We start from the raw sequence: 16,055 nt of genomic DNA on the forward strand, positions 1-16,055 counted from the left end.
ATGCCGCAAGCATAGGCTTCCGTTCAGCCCTGTGCCCGCAGCAGGACCGCGCGCAAGGCGGCCGGCTGTACGGGTTTTCGCAGCGCCTGCCAGCCGCGCTCGCGGGCGATCTGCTGCATCGTTTCGTCGACGTCGGCGGATACCAGCGCGATGGCCAGCCCCGGCCGAAGGCGCTGCAGCTCCTTCGCGAGCGCAATGCCGTCCATCTCGCCGGGCAGGCGGATGTCGCACAGGGCGACGTCGATCGTCGACAGGTCGGCCAACGCCAGCGTTTCCGCCGCGCTGGCGTACACGCGCGGACTGGCGCCCCAGAGGCGCAGCAGCGCAGCGATGCTGTCTGCCACCACGGCGTTGTCCTCCACGACCAGCACGGCGAGGCCGGGGCGCAGCGTCGTGGCGCCGTGTGTCCCGTTGGCGATCTCGGTTGCCGAGACGAGCGTGGGCGCCAGTGGGGCACCCTGCGGCGCGGCGGGCAGCACGAAGCCGAACACCGACCCGCGCCCCGGCGCCGAACGCAGCGTGATCAGAACGCCGAGCCGCTCCGCCAGCCGGCGCACGATGGCGAGCCCCAACCCGTGGCCGCGCTGCAGATTGCGCTCGATGTTGCCGACCTGCTCGAAGTCGCCGAACACGCGGTCTTGCGCGTCCAGTGCGATGCCGACTCCGGCGTCCCGAACCTCGATGCGCCAGCCGTCACGGCGCCGCCTGCAGGCCAGCAGCACGCGGCCGTGCGGCGTGAACTTGAGCGCGTTGTCCACGAGGTTTCCGAGGATGCGACGCAGCGTGACGGGGTCCGTCCACGCTACCGCGTCGGCCGGGCAGCGTACCCGCACGCGGCCGCTGCCGGCCTGGCGCGCGAACTCGTGCAGCAGCGGCGCGAGCGCGACCGCCGAGGGCGTGATCGGATCGGCCGCGGCCTCGATGCGCCCGATCTCCAGCAACTGGTTGGTGAGCGCTTCGAGCGCCTGCTGCGCCCGCGACAGCGCGGCGACGGTGTTCTGCACCGTCAGCCGGTCCTCCCCGGCATCGAGCTGGTGGCGCAGCACCTCGGCCTGCAGGCCCATCGCCATCACCGGCTGGCGCAGGTCGTGGTTGGCGGCCGAGAAGAAGCGCAGCCGCTCGGCCTGGGCCTGCTGCGATTCGCGCAAGCCCGCCAGCGCCTGTTCGCGCAAGGTGCTTTCGTTGTGGCGCAGGCCGATGTTTTCCTCCAACTGGCGCGAGCGCTCGGCCACCAGCTTCCAGACCATGGCCAGCAGGCCGATGCCGAGCACCGACAGCACCATCATCGCGGGCGATCCGGAGGTGAGCCCCATCACGATCACCGGCGCCAGCAGCAGCGTGATGGCGAGCTGCATCGCCGGCGTGTAGTACGAAACGGAAAAGACCGACGACAGCGTCATCGCCATGATGACCAGCCCGAGCATCAGTTGCGCCGTGCTGTCGGCCCGGTTGAAGAGCAGGACGCCGGCCGCGCCGTGCGCGCCTTCGTGCACCGCGATGCGCAGGGTGTGCAGGCGCAGCGCCGGCGGCAGGTTCTCGGGTGTGAGCGTCGCGGGCAGGTGCTGCGGGAAGAAGCCCCGGTAGGCCGTGGTGACCGCGATCAGCGCGATCCAGATGCCGGCGTGCAGCACGGAGTATTGCCACGCGAACAGGGCGGCCACGCCGCAATCGAGCAGGAACTGCACCAGCAGCACGGGCCCGCTGGGCTGGGCGCTGAGCCGAAGCACCTCGCAATGGATCGCGAACCGATCGGCCGGCGAAGCCTCGGGGTGTGCGGGGGCGGGGGCGGCGGGCGCGGAGCTCATCGGCGAACGCACTATAGAGCAGGTGCAACGGCAGGCACATGGAAAAGACGGTCCCGGCGACAATCGCACGGTGAACGATCTCTCTCTTTTTCTCCCTTGCGCCGCCGGCGTCGAGGAATTCCTGGCGCAGGAAGTGCACGCGCTGACCGGACGCGTGGGGCAGGACCTGCTGACCTTGCGCGGCGGCGTCCGCGTGCGGGCCGACTGGCGTGACGCGCTCAAGCTCAATCTCCACAGCCGTCTCGCTCAGCGTGTGCTGATCGAACTGGCGCACGCGCCCTACCGCAGCGAGAACGACCTCTACGCCATCGCCAGCGGCGTGGCCTGGGAGATCTGGTTCACGCCGAAGCAGACCTTCAAGATCGAGACCACCGCGCAGCACAGCCCGCTGCAGAGCCTCAACTTCGCGACCCTGCGCATCAAGGACGCCATCGCCGACCGCTTCCGCGCCAAGGCGGGCGGCGTGCGGCCCAGCATCGAGACCCAGTGGCCGGACACGCGCGTGTTCGCGCACCTGACGACCGACCTCTGCACGCTCTACATCGACACCTCGGGCGAGCCGCTCTTCAAGCGCGGCTGGCGCCAGGACAAGGGCGATGCCCCGCTGAAGGAAACGCTGGCCGCCGCCATGCTGGCCGCGAGCGGCTGGTGGAATCCGGAGACCGGCGAGGTATCGGCCCAACCGCTGTACGACCCCTGCTGCGGCAGCGGCACCATCGCCATCGAGGCCGCGCAGATCGCCGGCGGTATCGCGGCCGGCTCGCTGCGGCGCTTCGGCTTCGAGAAGCTGCTGCCTTTCCAGCCGCACGTCTGGGCGGCGCTGAAAGCCGAGGCCGCGCCGGCGCCGGACACCGCTGCCGGGGAACCCGCCATCTTCGGCTCGGACGTGTCGCACCGCATGGTCGACTTCGCGGAGCGCAACGCCGAGCGTGCGGGTGTCGCGCAGGCCGTGCAGTTCCGCGGCGGCGATGCATTGCAGCGCATGCCGCCGGTCGAGGCCGGCGTGATCGTGTTGAATCCGCCCTACGGCGAGCGCATCGAGGTCGGCGGTGTGGCACGCGGTCGACGCGGCGGCGGCAGCGATGACGCGCCGGTTGCGGCTCGCGGCCGCGAAGAGGCGCAGACCGAGGACGGCGGCGAGTTCTTCGTGCAACTCGCCAGCCACTGGAAGAAGAGCTACTCCGGCTGGACCGCCTGGGTGCTCACGCCCGACCTGCAGTTGCCCAAGCGCATGCGCCTGAAGGAATCGCGCCGTGTGCCGATGTGGAACGGGCCGATCGAGTGCCGGCTGTTCCGCTTCGACCTCAAGTCCGGCTCGTTCCGTTGACGCGCGATGCGGCGTGTTCCTAGAACATGCCGTTGTCGTTGGCAGCCTTTTCAGGAACGGGCTGCGCCACGTCCCAGTGCTCGACGATCTTCCCGTTCTCGAGCTTGAAGATGTCGATGATCGCGGTACCGCGCGTGCCCGGCTCGCGCACCGCGTGCACGTGCAGGATCACGTAGTCGCCGTCGACGAAGGAGCGCTTGACGGTGCTTTGCGACTTCGGGAACTTCTCCTGGAGAAATGCAATGAACTTGCGAAAGCCCTCCGGGCCGTCCGCCGCATTGGGGTTGTGCTGCACGTAGCGGGTGCCGACGTACTTCAAGGCCGCTTCGGCATCCTTCTGGTTCAGCCCCTTCTCGTAGAAGGCCAGTACCGCCTGGCGATTGGCCTCCTGCTGCGGCGTTGGCGCCGCCTGCGCCAGGCTCTGCAGGGGGGCAAGGACAAAGGCTGCCGAAACGGCGATGGCCGCCCATGATGAACGTTGCATCAGATCTCCCGAGTGAAGTGAATCGAGGTGGTTGGAGTCACCTGGGCGGCGAGGTTCCCGGGCCCTGTGCCGCAGGGGTCTTCAGCCGTAGCGCTTGCGGGCCAGCGCGGCGCCTTCGGCCAGCGCCTGCAGCTTCTTCAAGGCGATGTCCCGGTCCATGGGAGCCATTCCGCAGTTCGTGCACGGCAGCAGTCTTCCCTTGGCCACGTACTGCAGGGCCTGTCCGATGGTGTCCGCAATTTGATCGGGTGTCTCGACGGTGTCGCTCGCCACGTCGATCACGCCGACCATGACGTCCTTGCCGTCGAGCAGGCTCATCAAGTGCGGCGGCACGTGCGAGTGGAAGCACTCCAGGCTCACCTGGTCGATGCTGCTCCTCGCCAGCGCCGGGAACACCTCCTCGTACTGGCGCCATTCCTCGCCGAGCGATGCCTTCCAGTCGACGTTGGCCTTGATGCCGTAGCCATAGCAGATGTGCACGGCCGTGGTGCAGGTCAGTCCCCGCGCGGCGCGCTCCAGCGCCTGCACACCCCAGTCGGCGGCGTCCTTCATGTAGACGTTGAAGGCGGGCTCGTCGAACTGGATGATGTCCACGCCATCGGCGCGCAGTGCGTGCGCCTCCTGGTTCAGCAGGTCGGCGAAGGCCATCGCCATCTTCACGCGGTCGCCGTAGAACTGGTCGGCCACGGTGTCGACGATGGTCATCGGCCCGGGCAGCGTGAACTTGATCTTGCGCGTGGTGTGGGCCCGCAGCAGCCGGGCTTCGGCCGCATGCACCCGGCCCTTGAGCCGCAGCTCCGACACCACCTGCGGCACCATCGCGTCATAGCGGTTGTTGCGGATGCCCATCTTGACCTTGTGCTCGAAGTCGATGCCCTCGACCTGTTCGAGAAAGCCATGCACGAAATGCTGGCGCGACTGCTCGCCGTCGCCGATCACGTCGAGGCCGGCATCTTCCTGAGCCTTGATCCACAACAGCGTGGCATCGGCCTTGGCCTGCGCGAGTTCGGCACCTTCGGATTTCCATTGCGGCCAGAGCTTGTGGGTTTCGGCCAGCCACGCCGGCTTGGGCAGGCTGCCCGCGATGGTCGAGCTGAAGAGGGGACGGGTCATGGGGTGTCTCCGAAAAATCAAGGCGAGGGAAAACAGGGGCAGAGCGTAGCGAACAAGCAGCCGGCGCGCACCTGGGACAGAATGCACGCCCATCCCGAACCGAAGACGCATCGACTCATGACCGACCTGTCCGCTTTCCCCATCACGAAGAAATGGCCTGCCCAGCATCCGGACCAGCTCCAGCTCTATTCGCTGCCCACGCCCAACGGCGTGAAGGTGTCGATCATGCTGGAAGAGACAGGCCTGGCCTACGAGCCGCATCTGGTGAGCTTCGAGACGCACGACCAGATGTCGCCGGAGTTTCTTTCGCTCAATCCGAACAACAAGATCCCGGCCATGCTCGACCCCCACGGGCCGGGCGGCAAGCCGCTGGCGCTGTTCGAATCGGGCGCCATCCTCATCTACCTCGCCGACAAGACCGGCAAGCTCATTCCCCAGGACGCCGCGGGTCGCTACGAGACCATCCAGTGGCTGATGTTCCAGATGGGCGGCATCGGGCCGATGTTCGGCCAGCTCGGTTTCTTCAACAAGTTCGCCGGCAAGGACTACGAGGACAAGCGCCCGCGCGACCGCTACGTCGCCGAATCGAAGCGCCTGCTCAACGTCCTGGAGCAGCGCCTGAAGGGCCGCGCCTGGATCATGGGCGATCACTTCACCATCGCCGACATCGCCACCTTCCCGTGGGTGCGCAATCTCGTCGGCTTCTATGAGGCGGGCGATCTCGTGGGCATCCAGGATTTTCCGAACGTGAATCGCGTGCTCGCGGCCTTCGTGGCCCGACCTGCGGTGGTCAAGGGCCTGGGCATTCCGCGTCGCGGCTGACTGCTGAGCGCGCGCATCCGGCATGACCATCGTCCTCGACACCAACATCGTGCTGGATCTGCTGGTGTTCGATGACCCCGAGCGTGCGCCATTGGCCGCGGCACTGGCGGCCGGCGAGCTGAGCTGGCTCGCCACCCGTGCGATGCGCGATGAACTCGCGCGTGTGCTGGACTATCCCCTGATCGTCGAGCGCCTCGCCGCCAAGGGGCGGGACGCCGAAGAAGTCCTTGCGGCTTTCGATGCGCAGGCGAAGGTGGTCGACGGCGTGCCCGGCCGCGCGTCATGCATTTGCCGCGATCCGGACGACCAGATCTTCATCGACCTCGCGGTGGCTCATCGCGCCCGGCTTCTGAGCAAGGACCGTGCGGTGCTGTCGATGCGCAAGCGCCTGGCGGCCTTGGGCGTTGCGGTGTCGCGCGACTAGGTCCGCAATCCATCGGCTCGGCGAGCCATCGCTGGACGCAGGCCGATGCACTGCTTGACATGCAGGTATTTGCCTGCATATCATTCCCCGCACATGAATACGACGGATGGACGCTGACAAGGTTTTCAAGGCGCTGGGCGATCCGACGCGCAGGAAGCTGCTCGACCTGCTCTTCGAGCGGAACGGGCAGACTCTGGGCCAGCTCTGCGAGCACCTGGACATGTCGCGGCAATCGGCCACCCAGCACATCGGGATGCTCGAGGCGGCCAATCTGGTGAGCACGGTATGGCGCGGCCGGGAGAAGCTGCATTTCATCAACCCGGTGCCGCTGCACGAGGTCTACGAGCGGTGGGTGCGGAAATTCGAACGCCAGCGGCTCAGCCTGCTGCACGACCTGAAGAACGAACTCGAAGGAGATTGACTGTGAGCAACGAGAAGACCAGCTTCGTCTATGTGACCTACATCCGCTCGACGCCGGAAAAGGTGTTCGAGGCCATCACGAAACCGGAGATCGCGCGGCGCTATTGGGGCCACGAGAACGTCTCCGGCTGGAAGCCCGGATCGACCTGGGAGCATGTGCGCGCCAACGACCAGCGCACGGTGCAGGTAGTCGGCAAGGTCGTCGAGGTCGCGCCGCCGACGCGCCTGGTCATCACGTGGGCGAACGCTTCGCAGGCCGCCGATCCGGCCAGCTACAGCCGCGTGAGCTTCGACATCGAGGCGTACGAAGAGATGGTGCGGCTGACCGTGACCCACGACGAACTCGAGGCCGGCAGCGGAATGGCCAAGGGCATCCAGCAGGGCTGGCCGATCGTTCTTTCGAGCCTGAAGTCCCTGCTGGAAACGGGGCAGGGCATCGATGTCTTCGCCAAGCCGAAAGCGGCTTGAACCAGGAGTTGTTCATGGGCCAGCCTTATACCGGCGGATGCGCGTGCGGCGCAGTCCGCTACGCAACCAGGCACGCGCCCGTCTTCCAGAACCACTGCCAGTGCCGCGATTGCCAGCGGCGAAGCGGCACCGGGCACGGCTCCTACCTGACCTTTCCGGCGCGCGCCGAGATGACGATCACTGGCGAGGCGACGCACTGGCAGGTCGCAGGCGACAGCGGCAACGCGAAGGTGCACTCCTTCTGCGCGGTCTGCGGAACGCCGGTCTACCTGAGCTTCGTCGCGATGCCGGACCTGATCGCGGTCCACGCGGGCAGCCTGGACGACCCGGAACGGTTCGTGCCGCAGGTCCTCACCTACAGCGAGCGCGGGGTGGCGTGGGACGCCATCGATCCTTCGCTGCAGGCATTCGAGCGGATGCCGGCCGGCTAGCGCGACTCGCTGCCGTACCACCGCGCCAGCAGGCTCGCCACCGCGCGCACGCGCTGGGTGTCGCGTCCCCAGCGCCGGCCGGAAGGCAGGTGCCGCAGCCATCGCATGCGCCGCGCCGCGACGGCGAGTCGCGCGCGCACCTCGTCGCTGGCATCGGCCAGCACCCCGTGCCAGTGGGATGCGGCCGCGTGCGGCGATGCGGCGTCGACCAGCATCGCGGTGGAATGCAGGTAGCTGAGCCAGTCGCGCGCCTGGCATTCGGCCAGCGGCAGTGTCTCGCCCGGGTCGTCCTCGAAGTCGATGTAGCCGATGGCGCCGTCCGGGCACCGGACCATGTTGCGGTCGAAGGCCTGGCTCAGGTACGCGCCGTGCGCGTGCACAGTCGCGATCGCGGCGAGCCCTTCGTGCCACACCGCGAGCAGCGCAGCTGGCCCCGCGGCGGCGGCCTGGTCGAGCCGCTCCTGCAGCACCACGGAAGGGCGGCCGCTCTCGCCCAGGTCGGAGATCAGCAGCCCGTCCGGCTGCTGCGCCAGCACCGATGGCACGCGCAGCCCGGCGTCGCCCAGCGCCTTGAGCCGGCGCGCCTCGATCTCGATCGCGGCCTCGCCGCCCGGGTTGGGCACCGGCGACAGCACGTCGAGCCTCAAGGTGCCCGCGATGGCCGCGAGCAGGTGGTAGCGCAGCTTGCCGTGGCGCGGGCCGGCCTTCTTGAGCCACACGCGCTCGTTGCCGAAGCGGTGGCTCGCCACCAGTTTCGCCTGCTGCGGGAGCGTGATGCGGAGGAACTCCGCGTAGTCCTCGGGTTGCGGCGGCGGCGCGCCCGGTTCGAGCGGCGCCGGGGCCGACGCCATGCTCTTGCGCATCTGGACGCGGGTCGACCCGCCCCGTCTCACTGAATTCATAGGGGTAGGGGCAGAGCCGCGCCCAGCGCAGGGGCGGTGTAACGCGCCGGAAACGGCGGAATCATCAGGGTAGAAATAAGGGGTCTCCGGGAACCTTGCTGCATCATAGAGGGCTGCCTTCCCATGCCATGACAACCCAAGCCGACACCCCGACCCCCGCCCACCCCGACAACGCACCGCTCGGCCCCGACGATTTCGACGCCCTCGACCACGCCCTCGACGCCATGCGCGAGCAGGACGAGGAGATCCCGCAATGGGAATTCTGCGAGGGCTTCATGGCTGCCCTGGTCTGCTCGCGCCGGCCGATCGAGCCTTCCGAATACTGGCCCATGCTGCTGGGCGACGGCTTCGTGCCGGCAAGGCACATGGAATTCATCTGGCGCTGGAAGCGGCGCTGGCGCGAGATCGAGACCGGTCTCGATGCCGACGTGCAGTCACTGGACGACGAGCGCACCTGGCAGCCCGAGGTGCTGGACACGCGTGGCGCGATTGCCGCCTTGCCGGAGGAAGAGCGCGCAGGGATGGAGGGCGAGGCCATCCCGTCCTTCGCGCAGGTCTGGGCGCTCGGCTTCATGTTCGCGGTGGAGAACTGGCCCGACGATTGGGCGCCGCCGCGCGACAAGGAAGCCGCGCAGATGCTCGACGAGGCGCTCGACGCGATCGTCACCCTCACCGAGGACGACAAGGGCAAGCCCGTGGTCTCGATGTATGCCGAGGACGGCCCGCCGAGCGTGAGCCAGGAGCGCGTCGATGATTTCGGCGCCGCCATCTGGGCGGTGTACGACCTGCGTCAACTCTGGCGCAGCATGGGTCCGCGTGTGGAAACGATCCGCAAGGAAGCGACGCCCGGCCGCAACGATCCCTGCCCTTGCGGCAGCGGCAAGAAATACAAGAAGTGCCACGGTGCCGGCTGAGGCCTCGCTGAACCGCACGCCAGCCGCGCTTTCGGCGCGCACCGCCTGGACCATGGTCCTGGCGCTGTGCACGGCCTTCGCGCTGAGCCAGGCCTACCGCACGGTCGGCGCCATCATGGCGAGCCAGTTGCAGGCGGAGTTCAAGCTGTCGGCGCAGGCGCTGGGTGTTTTCTCGGGCGCCTTCCATTTCGCCTTCGGCGCGATGCAACTCTTCATGGGCATCGGGATCGACCTGCACGGCGTGCGCCGCACAGTGCTCACCGCCTTTCCGCTCGCCATCGTCGGTGCGGTGCTCTCGGCTGTCTCGACGAACTACCTCGTGCTGGTGGGCGGGCAGGTGCTGATCGGCGTCGGCTGCGCGCCGGCCTTTCTTGTGTGCACCGTGTTCATCGCGCGGCACTTTCCGGCGGCTCGCTTCGCCTCGGTGTCGGGGCTGGTGCTCGGCATCGGCGGTATCGGCATGCTGCTCACCGGCACACCGCTCGCATGGCTGGTGCAGGAGCACTCGTGGCGCATGGGCTTCGTCATGCTGGCCGTGGCTTCGGCGCTGGCGTGGCTGTCCATTCTCTGGTGGGTGCGCGAGCCGGCACCGCAGGGCACGCAGCCCCGGGAGTCGCTGCTGGGCGCGTTGCGGCAATTCGGGTCGCTCTTCGCCATGCCGCACACGCTCGGCATCATGGTGCTCGGCGCCGTGACCTACGCGGCCTTCATTTCGCTGCGCGGCCTCTGGCTCGGACCCTTGCTGATCGAGCGACACGGCTATTCGCTCGTGCAGAGCGGCAATGTGGCGCTGATCGTCTCGGTGATCTCGCTCTTCGGGCCGCCGCTTTTCGGCCGGCTGGACCGCGACGGACCGGTGCGGCGCCGGCGCATCGTGGCCTGCAGCCTCGCGTATGCGGGCCTGTTCCTCGCCATCGCCTTCTTCACCTCGGCTTGGATCGACGTCGGCGGCACCATCCTGATCGGGCTGCTGTCGGGCTTCATCGTCTGGCAGTACGCCGACGTGCGGGTCGCGTATCCGGCGGCCATCACCGGCCGTGCAATGGCCGTGTTCACGATGGCGATGTTCCTCGGCGTGGCCTTGATGCAGTGGGTCACCGGCGTGGCGGCTTCGATCGCCATCGCGCACGGCATCGAGCCCTACAGTGCGGTGCTCGCGACCATCGCCGTGCTGCTGGTCACCGCGACAGTGGCATTCGCCCGGCTGCCTGGGCCCGGCGCGTAGCCTTCACCACCAACGCCGGCGGTCGAACTCCAGGTCGTCGCCGACGTTGTAGTGATCCACCCGCCCCGTCGGATCGACGTAGATGTAGAGGAAGCGCCGATTGTTGATCTGCAGGTACCGCCACGACCAGACCGTGCCGTTGAACGAAGTCACGCGCGTCTGCTGGTACGGCCGGCCATAGGTGAAGAGCACGTCCTCGACGCGCCATTCGCCGGGCTTGATGGTGCTGGCGAACAGGCCTTCGTCAAGTTCCTGCCGCACCGAATAGACGCGGCCTGCCGAATCGATATCGATATTGCTCACCTGGAAGCCGGCGGGCCCGCGCGAGTATTGGAGGCGTTCTCCGGTGGGCGTGCGATAGATCGCGGTCGGGCCGCCCAGTTGCTGCAGGACCTGCTCGCGAGGGGTGCCGGGCTGGACGCGCGACGGATCGCTCGCGCAACCTGCGAGCAGGACGCACCCCAGTGCGATGGTGCACAGCATCTTCATCGGAATGCCGGCTCGATGTTCCATGATGGCCTCACTGTGCAGGTTCGAGCAGGGGGCGGCTGTCGGACGAGTGGCTTCCCTGGTGTCGGAAGTCGGTAAAGTCGCGGGCTCCCTGCTTACAGGCTCGCTGCCATGTCCTTTCCGATGCGCCGTCTCGCCACGCTCTCCATTTTGATCCTCGCGACGCTGGTTGCCGCCTGTGCGTCGCGGTCCGCGCCCCGGGTGACCTGGCTCGGCGACGGCGTGTTCAAGTCGCCCACCGCGCAAGAGGCGGAAGCCTACTGCCGCAATTTCGGCGCGCCGATGCGCTTCGTGGGGCCCAAGGGGCCGGGCGTGCCGACGGGCGAAGTCACCTATCGTTGCGACTGAAGGCTCTTCACGGTTGCTGACGTTTGGCAACCAACTTCACAGAGCCTATGTCCGCCTCTCCGGAGCGACGCACGTTATGGAGTGCATAGGGCGGCCTTCGCTGCCTCCGGAGTCTCAGTGAATTTCAATTCCTTCCCGAAGTGGGCCGCTGCCGCCATTGCGACCGGCGCACTTTTCGCCGCCGCGTCGGCGAACGCCGAGGTGAACTGGTCGGTCGGCATCAACGTCCCGGGGGTGGCTGTCGGCGTCGCCGAGCCGGCCCCCGTCTACTACGAGCCCGCACCCGTGTATTCGCGTCCGGCGCCGATCTACTACCAGCCCGCGCCTCCGGTGTATTACCAGCGGCCGCCCCCGCCCGCCTACTATGCGCCTGCGCCCGTGTACTACGGGCCGCCGGCGCCCTACTACGATGGACGAGGCGAGCGGTGGCGCCACCGGCATCACCACGGTCGTGACTGGGATGGCCGGGGCGATCGGGACTGAGCGTCGGGCGATGAAAAAAAAGGGCGACCCGCGGGGCCGCCCTTTCGTCAGGTGAGTGACCGCCCGATCAGAACGAGAAGGTCCCGGTCAAGGTGGCCGAACGACCGGCGCCGACCGTCGCGTAGTGCGACGCGTAGGCCTTGTCGAAGTAGTACTCGTTGGTCAGGTTGTTCAGATTCAGCTGCAGGCTGAAGTTCTTGTTGACCACGTAGCTGACCATCGCGTCGTACTTGATGTACGACGGAATCCACTTCGTGTTGTTCACGTTGCCGTACTGCATGCCCACGTAGGTCGCGCCGCCGCCGATCGTCAGGCCGGGCATGATCATGTAGGTGGTCCACAGCGTCGCGCTGTTGCGCGGGGTGTTCGGGAACACGTTGCCGTTGAAGGGCGACGGCGCGCCCGACACGAAGCCGTTGTTGGCGAGCTCCGAGTCCAGATACTGGTAGCCGCCGAACACCTGCCACTCGCGGGTGATGGCGCCGGCCGCACCGAACTCGATGCCCTTCACGTCCTTCTTGCCGACGTTCTGCGTCGAGCCGTCCTGTGCGACGACGCGGGCATTGTTCATCTTGGTCTGGAAGATGGCGGAGGTCAGCACCAGCTTGCGGTCCAGGACTTCCCACTTCGTACCGATTTCGCCGCTGCGGCTGTCTTGCGGCTCCAGGTTGCGGATGGCCGCCGTGATGCCGTCGGCGCCGTCGCCTGCGTCATTGCCCGGAGGCGTCGACGATGTGCCGTAGGAGATGTAGACGCTGCCGTTCGGCGCCGGCTTGTAGATCAGGCCTGCCTGGTAGTTCAGGAAGTTGGACTTGTTCCGGAGCTCCAGCGGCGGCACCAGGCCGCCGACAGGCACGCTGACCGTGGTCGAACCCGCGGCCGAGTTGTTCGGGATGGTGGCCGTCGTCACGACCGGGGCGCGGTACGCGGGCGTCACGGAGGTGGTCGAGTAGTCATCCCAGCGCAGGCCGAGGTTGACGGACCACTGCTCGTTGATGTCCATCGTGTCGAAGGCATAGACCGACTTCGTGTCGGTCTTCACGTTCGTCGAGGCCGGCGACTGCGTGATGATGTAGTTCCACGGGTCGTACGGGTTCGGGTTGAACAGCGTCGTGCAGTTGTAGTTGCTGACGGCGCCCGCGCCGACCGAGCAGTTCGCGCCGGTGATCGTGGTGCGCGGATAGGTTTCGTACGGTGCGCCGAAGCCGCTCTGGAACAGGTAGTTGCTCTTGGTGGTCTTCTCGTTTCCGAATTCCACGCCGCCTGCGTAGCTGTGCTTGTAGCCGGCGGCTTCCAGCTTGCCGGTGAGGCTCGTCTGGTTGACCCACGCGTCGGTGTCGGAGATCCGGTTGTTCGGGCGCCGCCAGACCGTGCCGTTCAGCAGGAAGTTGCCGCGGCTGTCGTCCGGCTGCGTCCAGATGTAGTCGTTGCTGGACGAGCTGTAGCGCGTCACGTTGCGCAGCAGCATCGAATTGCCGAAGTCGTGGCTGAAGTCGATCGTGCCGGAATCCGCCTTGGTCTTCTGGTAGTCGCGATCGACCAGGCCGTAGTAGGTGCCGCGCGGCACCGCCACGGGCTGGCCATCACCGTTGCGGGCCACGTTCGCGCCGGTCGTGAAGGGGTTGTTGTAGGGGATGCCCGAATCAGGCAGGTCGTCCGACTGGAAGTGGTAGTAGCTGAGCGTGAGCTTGGTCGGCGAATTGAGGCCGAAGGTCACCGACGGTGCAACGCCCCAGCGCTTCTGGTTGACCGGGCCGCGGTCGGCGATGTCGGTCTCGAAATCGACCAGGTTCAGGCGGGCCGCGACACCGTCGGACAGCACCCGGTTCAGGTCGATCGTGCCGCGCTTGAACGAATCGGTGCCCAGGCCCACGGTGCCGGTGAAGAAGTTCTGCGCCTGGGGGGCCTTGCTGATGATGTTGACCGAGCCGCCCGCCGAACCGCGTCCGCCGAAGGCCGAGCTCGGGCCCTTCATGACTTCCACGGATTCGACGTTGAAGATCTCGCGCGTCTGGGCCGCGGCATCGCGCACGCCGTCCACGAAGATGTCGCTCTGCGAATCGAAACCGCGGATGAAGGGGCGGTCGCCGACCGGGTTGCCGCCTTCGCCGGCGCCGAAGGTGATGCCGGGCGTCGTGCGCAGCGCGTCGACGAGCGAGGTGGCGCCCGTCTGGCGGATGACCTCTTGCGGAATGATCGTGATGGACTTGGGCGTGTCCAGCAGCGGCGCAGTGATCTTGTACGAACCCGACTCGTCGACCTTGAAGTCCGACGCGGCTTCGACGCGGACCTCCGAGAGCGTGGACTGGGCATGGGCCGTCATCGAGGCGCCGAGGGCCACGATGGTGGCGGTGGCGCCGGCGGCGGCGCGGCTGGGAAGGTAGCGCGCAGGCGAATGCTTGCGACTCTTGATGTACGCCATGAAATCTCCAAAAGGCAGGAACAGAAGGGGCTGGTCTCCCTTGGCTGGTCCTGACGGTCGGAGTGGCTACGAGACCCAGGGGCGCGTACGGCCCCGAAGTGCCCAAATGATAATCAGTCTCAACATCATCGGCGCATTTGCTTACCAAAAATCCTTCTGGATTCTCGTTTCCTAAATTGCCTGTTGTACCGGCGCATCGCTTGATTCGAAAACGGGAGCGCCCAAACTGAGCGATCATGCGCGGATGGCAAGAGCAAGAAACGTTGACGGACGCGACGGCGCAGCCGGCGACCTGGTCCAGGGCCGTTCGGTCGCGACCCTGGGCCGCGGCATGGCGCTGGTGAAGGTGGGCAAGTCCGCCAAGGTTCCCGTGCGCCCCGAGGACAACACCACCGTGCTGGTGAAGAAGGCCGCGCGGGCGCTGAACAAGCCCGGCATCGACCGCTCGGTCGTCTTCCGCGGCCCGAACGCCGGAAAGATCTACTCCTACGCCGCCTACGCGAAGGACCCGACCAAGGTCGTGCGCGAGGCCGCCGACGGCACGCGCGTGATCGGCCGCGTGGTCGACGGCAAGTTCCGTCCGGTCAAAGAGTGACCCGCCGGCCGCCGAGCCTCGAAGCGCTGCTCCGGCAGACGCAGGGGCCGCGGCCCGTCGCCTTCGTGCTCGCCGGCCACAACGGCTCCGGCAAGTCGACCATGTGGTACACGCGGCTCGCAGGGTCGCTGAGGATCCCGCTCGTCAACGCCGATCGCATGATGCTGTCGATCCTGCCGGACCCGGATCCGAAGACCGGCCGGATTCCGGGCTGGGCGCAGCAACTGCGCGACGAGGATGTCCGGTGGCAGATCCTTTCGCAGGAAGGCGTGCGCGTCTTCAAGCGCCTCGTCATGGACCAGCGCATGCCCTTCGCCTTCGAGACCGTGTTCTCGCACTGGAAGCCGTTGCCGGACGGCCGCCATGAATCAAAGGCCGACGACATCCGTGCCATGCAGCGAGCCGGCTACTACGTCGTGCTGCTCTTCGTCGGCCTGACCTCCGCCGACTTCTCGGTGCTGCGCGTCAGCACGCGCAAGCAGCAGGGCGGCCATGACGTGGACCGCGCGAAGCTCGTCTCCCGGTTCCCCCGGACGCAGGCGGCGGTCGGCCACGCGGCACCGTTGGCGGACATGACGCTCATGTTCGACAACAGCAGGGAGGAGGAGAACGCCTTCACCCTCGTGCGCGCCCAGAAAAGAAGGTCCGTCCTGTTCGATGCCCGCGATCCGCAGTTCCAGGCCGACCCCGAACTGCGGGCGGTGTGCGACCCGTGGCTGGAGAAGGTGGCCGGGCCGTTCAGGCCGAGGCGGACTCGCACGGCCAAGCCTGAAAAGCCTGCGGCCAAAGAGCCGGCGGCGCCCTCCGGCACACCGGAGCGATCGACATGACCATTCCCCCCGCCATGCCCGCCAGCATCGCCGCGACCTGGGACGCGTTCTGCGCCCAGGCCGGACAAGACTGCTCCGAGCGGTTCTTCGAGGCCTTCCACTTCGACGACAACGAGGCCGATGCCAACGCCCTCGCGGACCTCGTGCTCGCGGGGGTGAAACGGGCCACCGCCAGCCTGGTCTGGTCCTTCGAGAGCGCAGGCGCCTCGCCGCCGTGGCCCGGCGCCCTCAGCGTCGTCACCTATTGGGATGGAGCGCCGGCGTGCATCATCGAGACGGAGGCGGTCGAGGTCTTGCCCTACGAGCAGGTCAGCGCCGAGTTCGCCGCGAGGGAGGGCGAAGGCGATGGGTCGCTGGCGTACTGGCGCCGGGTCCACTGGGCCTACTTCGGTCGCGAGTGCGTACGCCTGGGCCGGGAACGCAGCCTCGACATGCCCGTGGCGTGCGAGCGCTTCAGGGTCGTCTACAGAGTCGGGGCTTGATCGGATCGGGCAGCGGGCTGGCGCCCTGATTGACGCGCCAGGCCTCGTGC

General features: G+C 67.4%; 19 protein-coding genes. 13 read left to right on the forward strand and 6 right to left on the reverse strand.

Translation table 11 applies throughout. The features are described from left to right. Positions 1 to 23: 23 nt before the first annotated feature. Entirely contained in the window at positions 24 to 1,805 is a 1,782-nt protein-coding gene (locus tag QTH97_RS15100; protein WP_286569045.1) for a hybrid sensor histidine kinase/response regulator, read from the reverse strand. Between the two features lie 70 nt (positions 1,806 to 1,875). On the opposite strand from QTH97_RS15100, the gene QTH97_RS15105 reads away from it, so the two are divergent. Further along, complete coding sequence (locus tag QTH97_RS15105; RefSeq protein WP_286569046.1) at positions 1,876 to 3,132, forward strand: THUMP domain-containing class I SAM-dependent RNA methyltransferase; 1,257 nt, start codon at positions 1,876 to 1,878, stop codon at positions 3,130 to 3,132. A 19-nt stretch (positions 3,133 to 3,151) separates the two neighbouring features. On the opposite strand, the gene QTH97_RS15110 is transcribed toward QTH97_RS15105, so the two are convergent. Both QTH97_RS15110 and QTH97_RS15115 read right to left on the reverse strand, forming a co-directional pair. Beyond that, positions 3,152 to 3,616: a nuclear transport factor 2 family protein gene (locus QTH97_RS15110; protein WP_286569048.1), complete on the reverse strand. Its 465-nt coding sequence runs from the start codon at positions 3,614 to 3,616 to the stop codon at positions 3,152 to 3,154. Between the two features lie 81 nt (positions 3,617 to 3,697). Next, positions 3,698 to 4,729, reverse strand: coding sequence for a methionine synthase (locus QTH97_RS15115; RefSeq protein ID WP_286569050.1), 1,032 nt, complete (start codon positions 4,727 to 4,729; stop codon positions 3,698 to 3,700). 117 nt (positions 4,730 to 4,846) lie between these two features. Between QTH97_RS15115 and QTH97_RS15120 the strand changes: the two genes are divergently transcribed. The 5 genes from QTH97_RS15120 (at position 4,847) to QTH97_RS15140 (ending at position 7,294) form a co-directional block, all read left to right on the forward strand. Continuing rightward, a complete protein-coding gene (locus QTH97_RS15120) occupies positions 4,847 to 5,551 on the forward strand; it encodes a glutathione S-transferase C-terminal domain-containing protein (protein ID WP_286569051.1) in 705 nt (234 codons plus the stop codon). A 22-nt stretch (positions 5,552 to 5,573) separates the two neighbouring features. Continuing rightward, positions 5,574 to 5,975, forward strand: a complete 402-nt coding sequence (locus QTH97_RS15125) for a putative toxin-antitoxin system toxin component, PIN family (protein ID WP_286569053.1) — start codon at positions 5,574 to 5,576, stop codon at positions 5,973 to 5,975. Between the two features lie 106 nt (positions 5,976 to 6,081). Continuing rightward, on the forward strand, positions 6,082 to 6,396 hold the full coding sequence (locus tag QTH97_RS15130) for an ArsR/SmtB family transcription factor (protein ID WP_286569054.1): 315 nt from the start codon (positions 6,082 to 6,084) through the stop codon (positions 6,394 to 6,396). A gap of 2 nt (positions 6,397 to 6,398) precedes the next feature. Beyond that, positions 6,399 to 6,863 carry an SRPBCC family protein gene (locus tag QTH97_RS15135; protein WP_286569055.1) on the forward strand — a complete coding sequence of 155 codons (465 nt, stop codon included), beginning with the start codon at positions 6,399 to 6,401 and terminating at the stop codon, positions 6,861 to 6,863. Positions 6,864 to 6,877: 14 nt separating this feature from the next. Beyond that, entirely contained in the window at positions 6,878 to 7,294 is a 417-nt protein-coding gene (locus QTH97_RS15140; RefSeq protein WP_286569056.1) for a GFA family protein, read from the forward strand. Here QTH97_RS15140 and QTH97_RS15145 read toward each other — a convergent pair. Then, a complete protein-coding gene (locus QTH97_RS15145) occupies positions 7,291 to 8,196 on the reverse strand; it encodes a BUD32 family EKC/KEOPS complex subunit (RefSeq protein WP_286569057.1) in 906 nt (301 codons plus the stop codon). The two genes, QTH97_RS15140 and QTH97_RS15145, sit on opposite strands and share 4 nt — an antisense overlap. Positions 8,197 to 8,324: 128 nt before the next feature. Here QTH97_RS15145 and QTH97_RS15150 point away from each other — a divergent pair, with 128 nt between their 5' ends. Continuing rightward, the gene (locus QTH97_RS15150) at positions 8,325 to 9,110 is read left to right on the forward strand and encodes a UPF0149 family protein (protein WP_286569058.1); all 786 of its coding nucleotides are present in this window, start codon (positions 8,325 to 8,327) and stop codon (positions 9,108 to 9,110) included. Positions 9,111 to 9,162: 52 nt separating this feature from the next. After that, on the forward strand, positions 9,163 to 10,335 hold the full coding sequence (locus QTH97_RS15155) for an MFS transporter (protein WP_286569109.1): 1,173 nt from the start codon (positions 9,163 to 9,165) through the stop codon (positions 10,333 to 10,335). A 3-nt stretch (positions 10,336 to 10,338) separates the two neighbouring features. Here QTH97_RS15155 and QTH97_RS15160 read toward each other — a convergent pair whose 3' ends face one another. Next, a complete protein-coding gene (locus QTH97_RS15160; RefSeq protein ID WP_286569059.1) occupies positions 10,339 to 10,848 on the reverse strand; it encodes a hypothetical protein in 510 nt (169 codons plus the stop codon). A gap of 108 nt (positions 10,849 to 10,956) precedes the next feature. Between QTH97_RS15160 and QTH97_RS15165 the strand changes: the two genes are divergently transcribed. Together QTH97_RS15165 and QTH97_RS15170 are read left to right on the forward strand one after the other, a co-directional pair. Beyond that, positions 10,957 to 11,193, forward strand: a complete 237-nt coding sequence (locus QTH97_RS15165) for a hypothetical protein (RefSeq protein ID WP_286569061.1) — start codon at positions 10,957 to 10,959, stop codon at positions 11,191 to 11,193. A 117-nt stretch (positions 11,194 to 11,310) separates the two neighbouring features. Beyond that, positions 11,311 to 11,676 carry a hypothetical protein gene (locus tag QTH97_RS15170; RefSeq protein WP_286569062.1) on the forward strand — a complete coding sequence of 122 codons (366 nt, stop codon included), beginning with the start codon at positions 11,311 to 11,313 and terminating at the stop codon, positions 11,674 to 11,676. A gap of 67 nt (positions 11,677 to 11,743) precedes the next feature. Here QTH97_RS15170 and QTH97_RS15175 read toward each other — a convergent pair whose 3' ends face one another. Continuing rightward, positions 11,744 to 14,098, reverse strand: a complete 2,355-nt coding sequence (locus tag QTH97_RS15175; RefSeq protein WP_286569064.1) for a TonB-dependent receptor — start codon at positions 14,096 to 14,098, stop codon at positions 11,744 to 11,746. Between the two features lie 244 nt (positions 14,099 to 14,342). On the opposite strand from QTH97_RS15175, the gene QTH97_RS15180 reads away from it, so the two are divergent. The 3 genes from QTH97_RS15180 to QTH97_RS15190 are packed head-to-tail and all read left to right on the forward strand — an operon-like array spanning position 14,343 to position 16,005. After that, a complete protein-coding gene (locus QTH97_RS15180) occupies positions 14,343 to 14,693 on the forward strand; it encodes a hypothetical protein (protein ID WP_286569065.1) in 351 nt (116 codons plus the stop codon). Continuing rightward, complete coding sequence (locus QTH97_RS15185) at positions 14,690 to 15,523, forward strand: zeta toxin family protein (RefSeq protein ID WP_286569066.1); 834 nt, start codon at positions 14,690 to 14,692, stop codon at positions 15,521 to 15,523. The genes QTH97_RS15180 and QTH97_RS15185 overlap by 4 nt, the downstream gene beginning before the upstream one ends. Further along, entirely contained in the window at positions 15,520 to 16,005 is a 486-nt protein-coding gene (locus tag QTH97_RS15190) for an ASCH domain-containing protein (RefSeq protein WP_286569068.1), read from the forward strand. Before QTH97_RS15185 ends, QTH97_RS15190 begins: the two co-directional genes overlap by 4 nt. The last annotated feature ends 50 nt before the right edge of the window (positions 16,006 to 16,055 follow it).

This window comes from Variovorax gracilis, from assembly GCF_030317115.1.
Classification (GTDB): Bacteria; Pseudomonadota; Gammaproteobacteria; order Burkholderiales; family Burkholderiaceae_C; genus Variovorax; species Variovorax gracilis.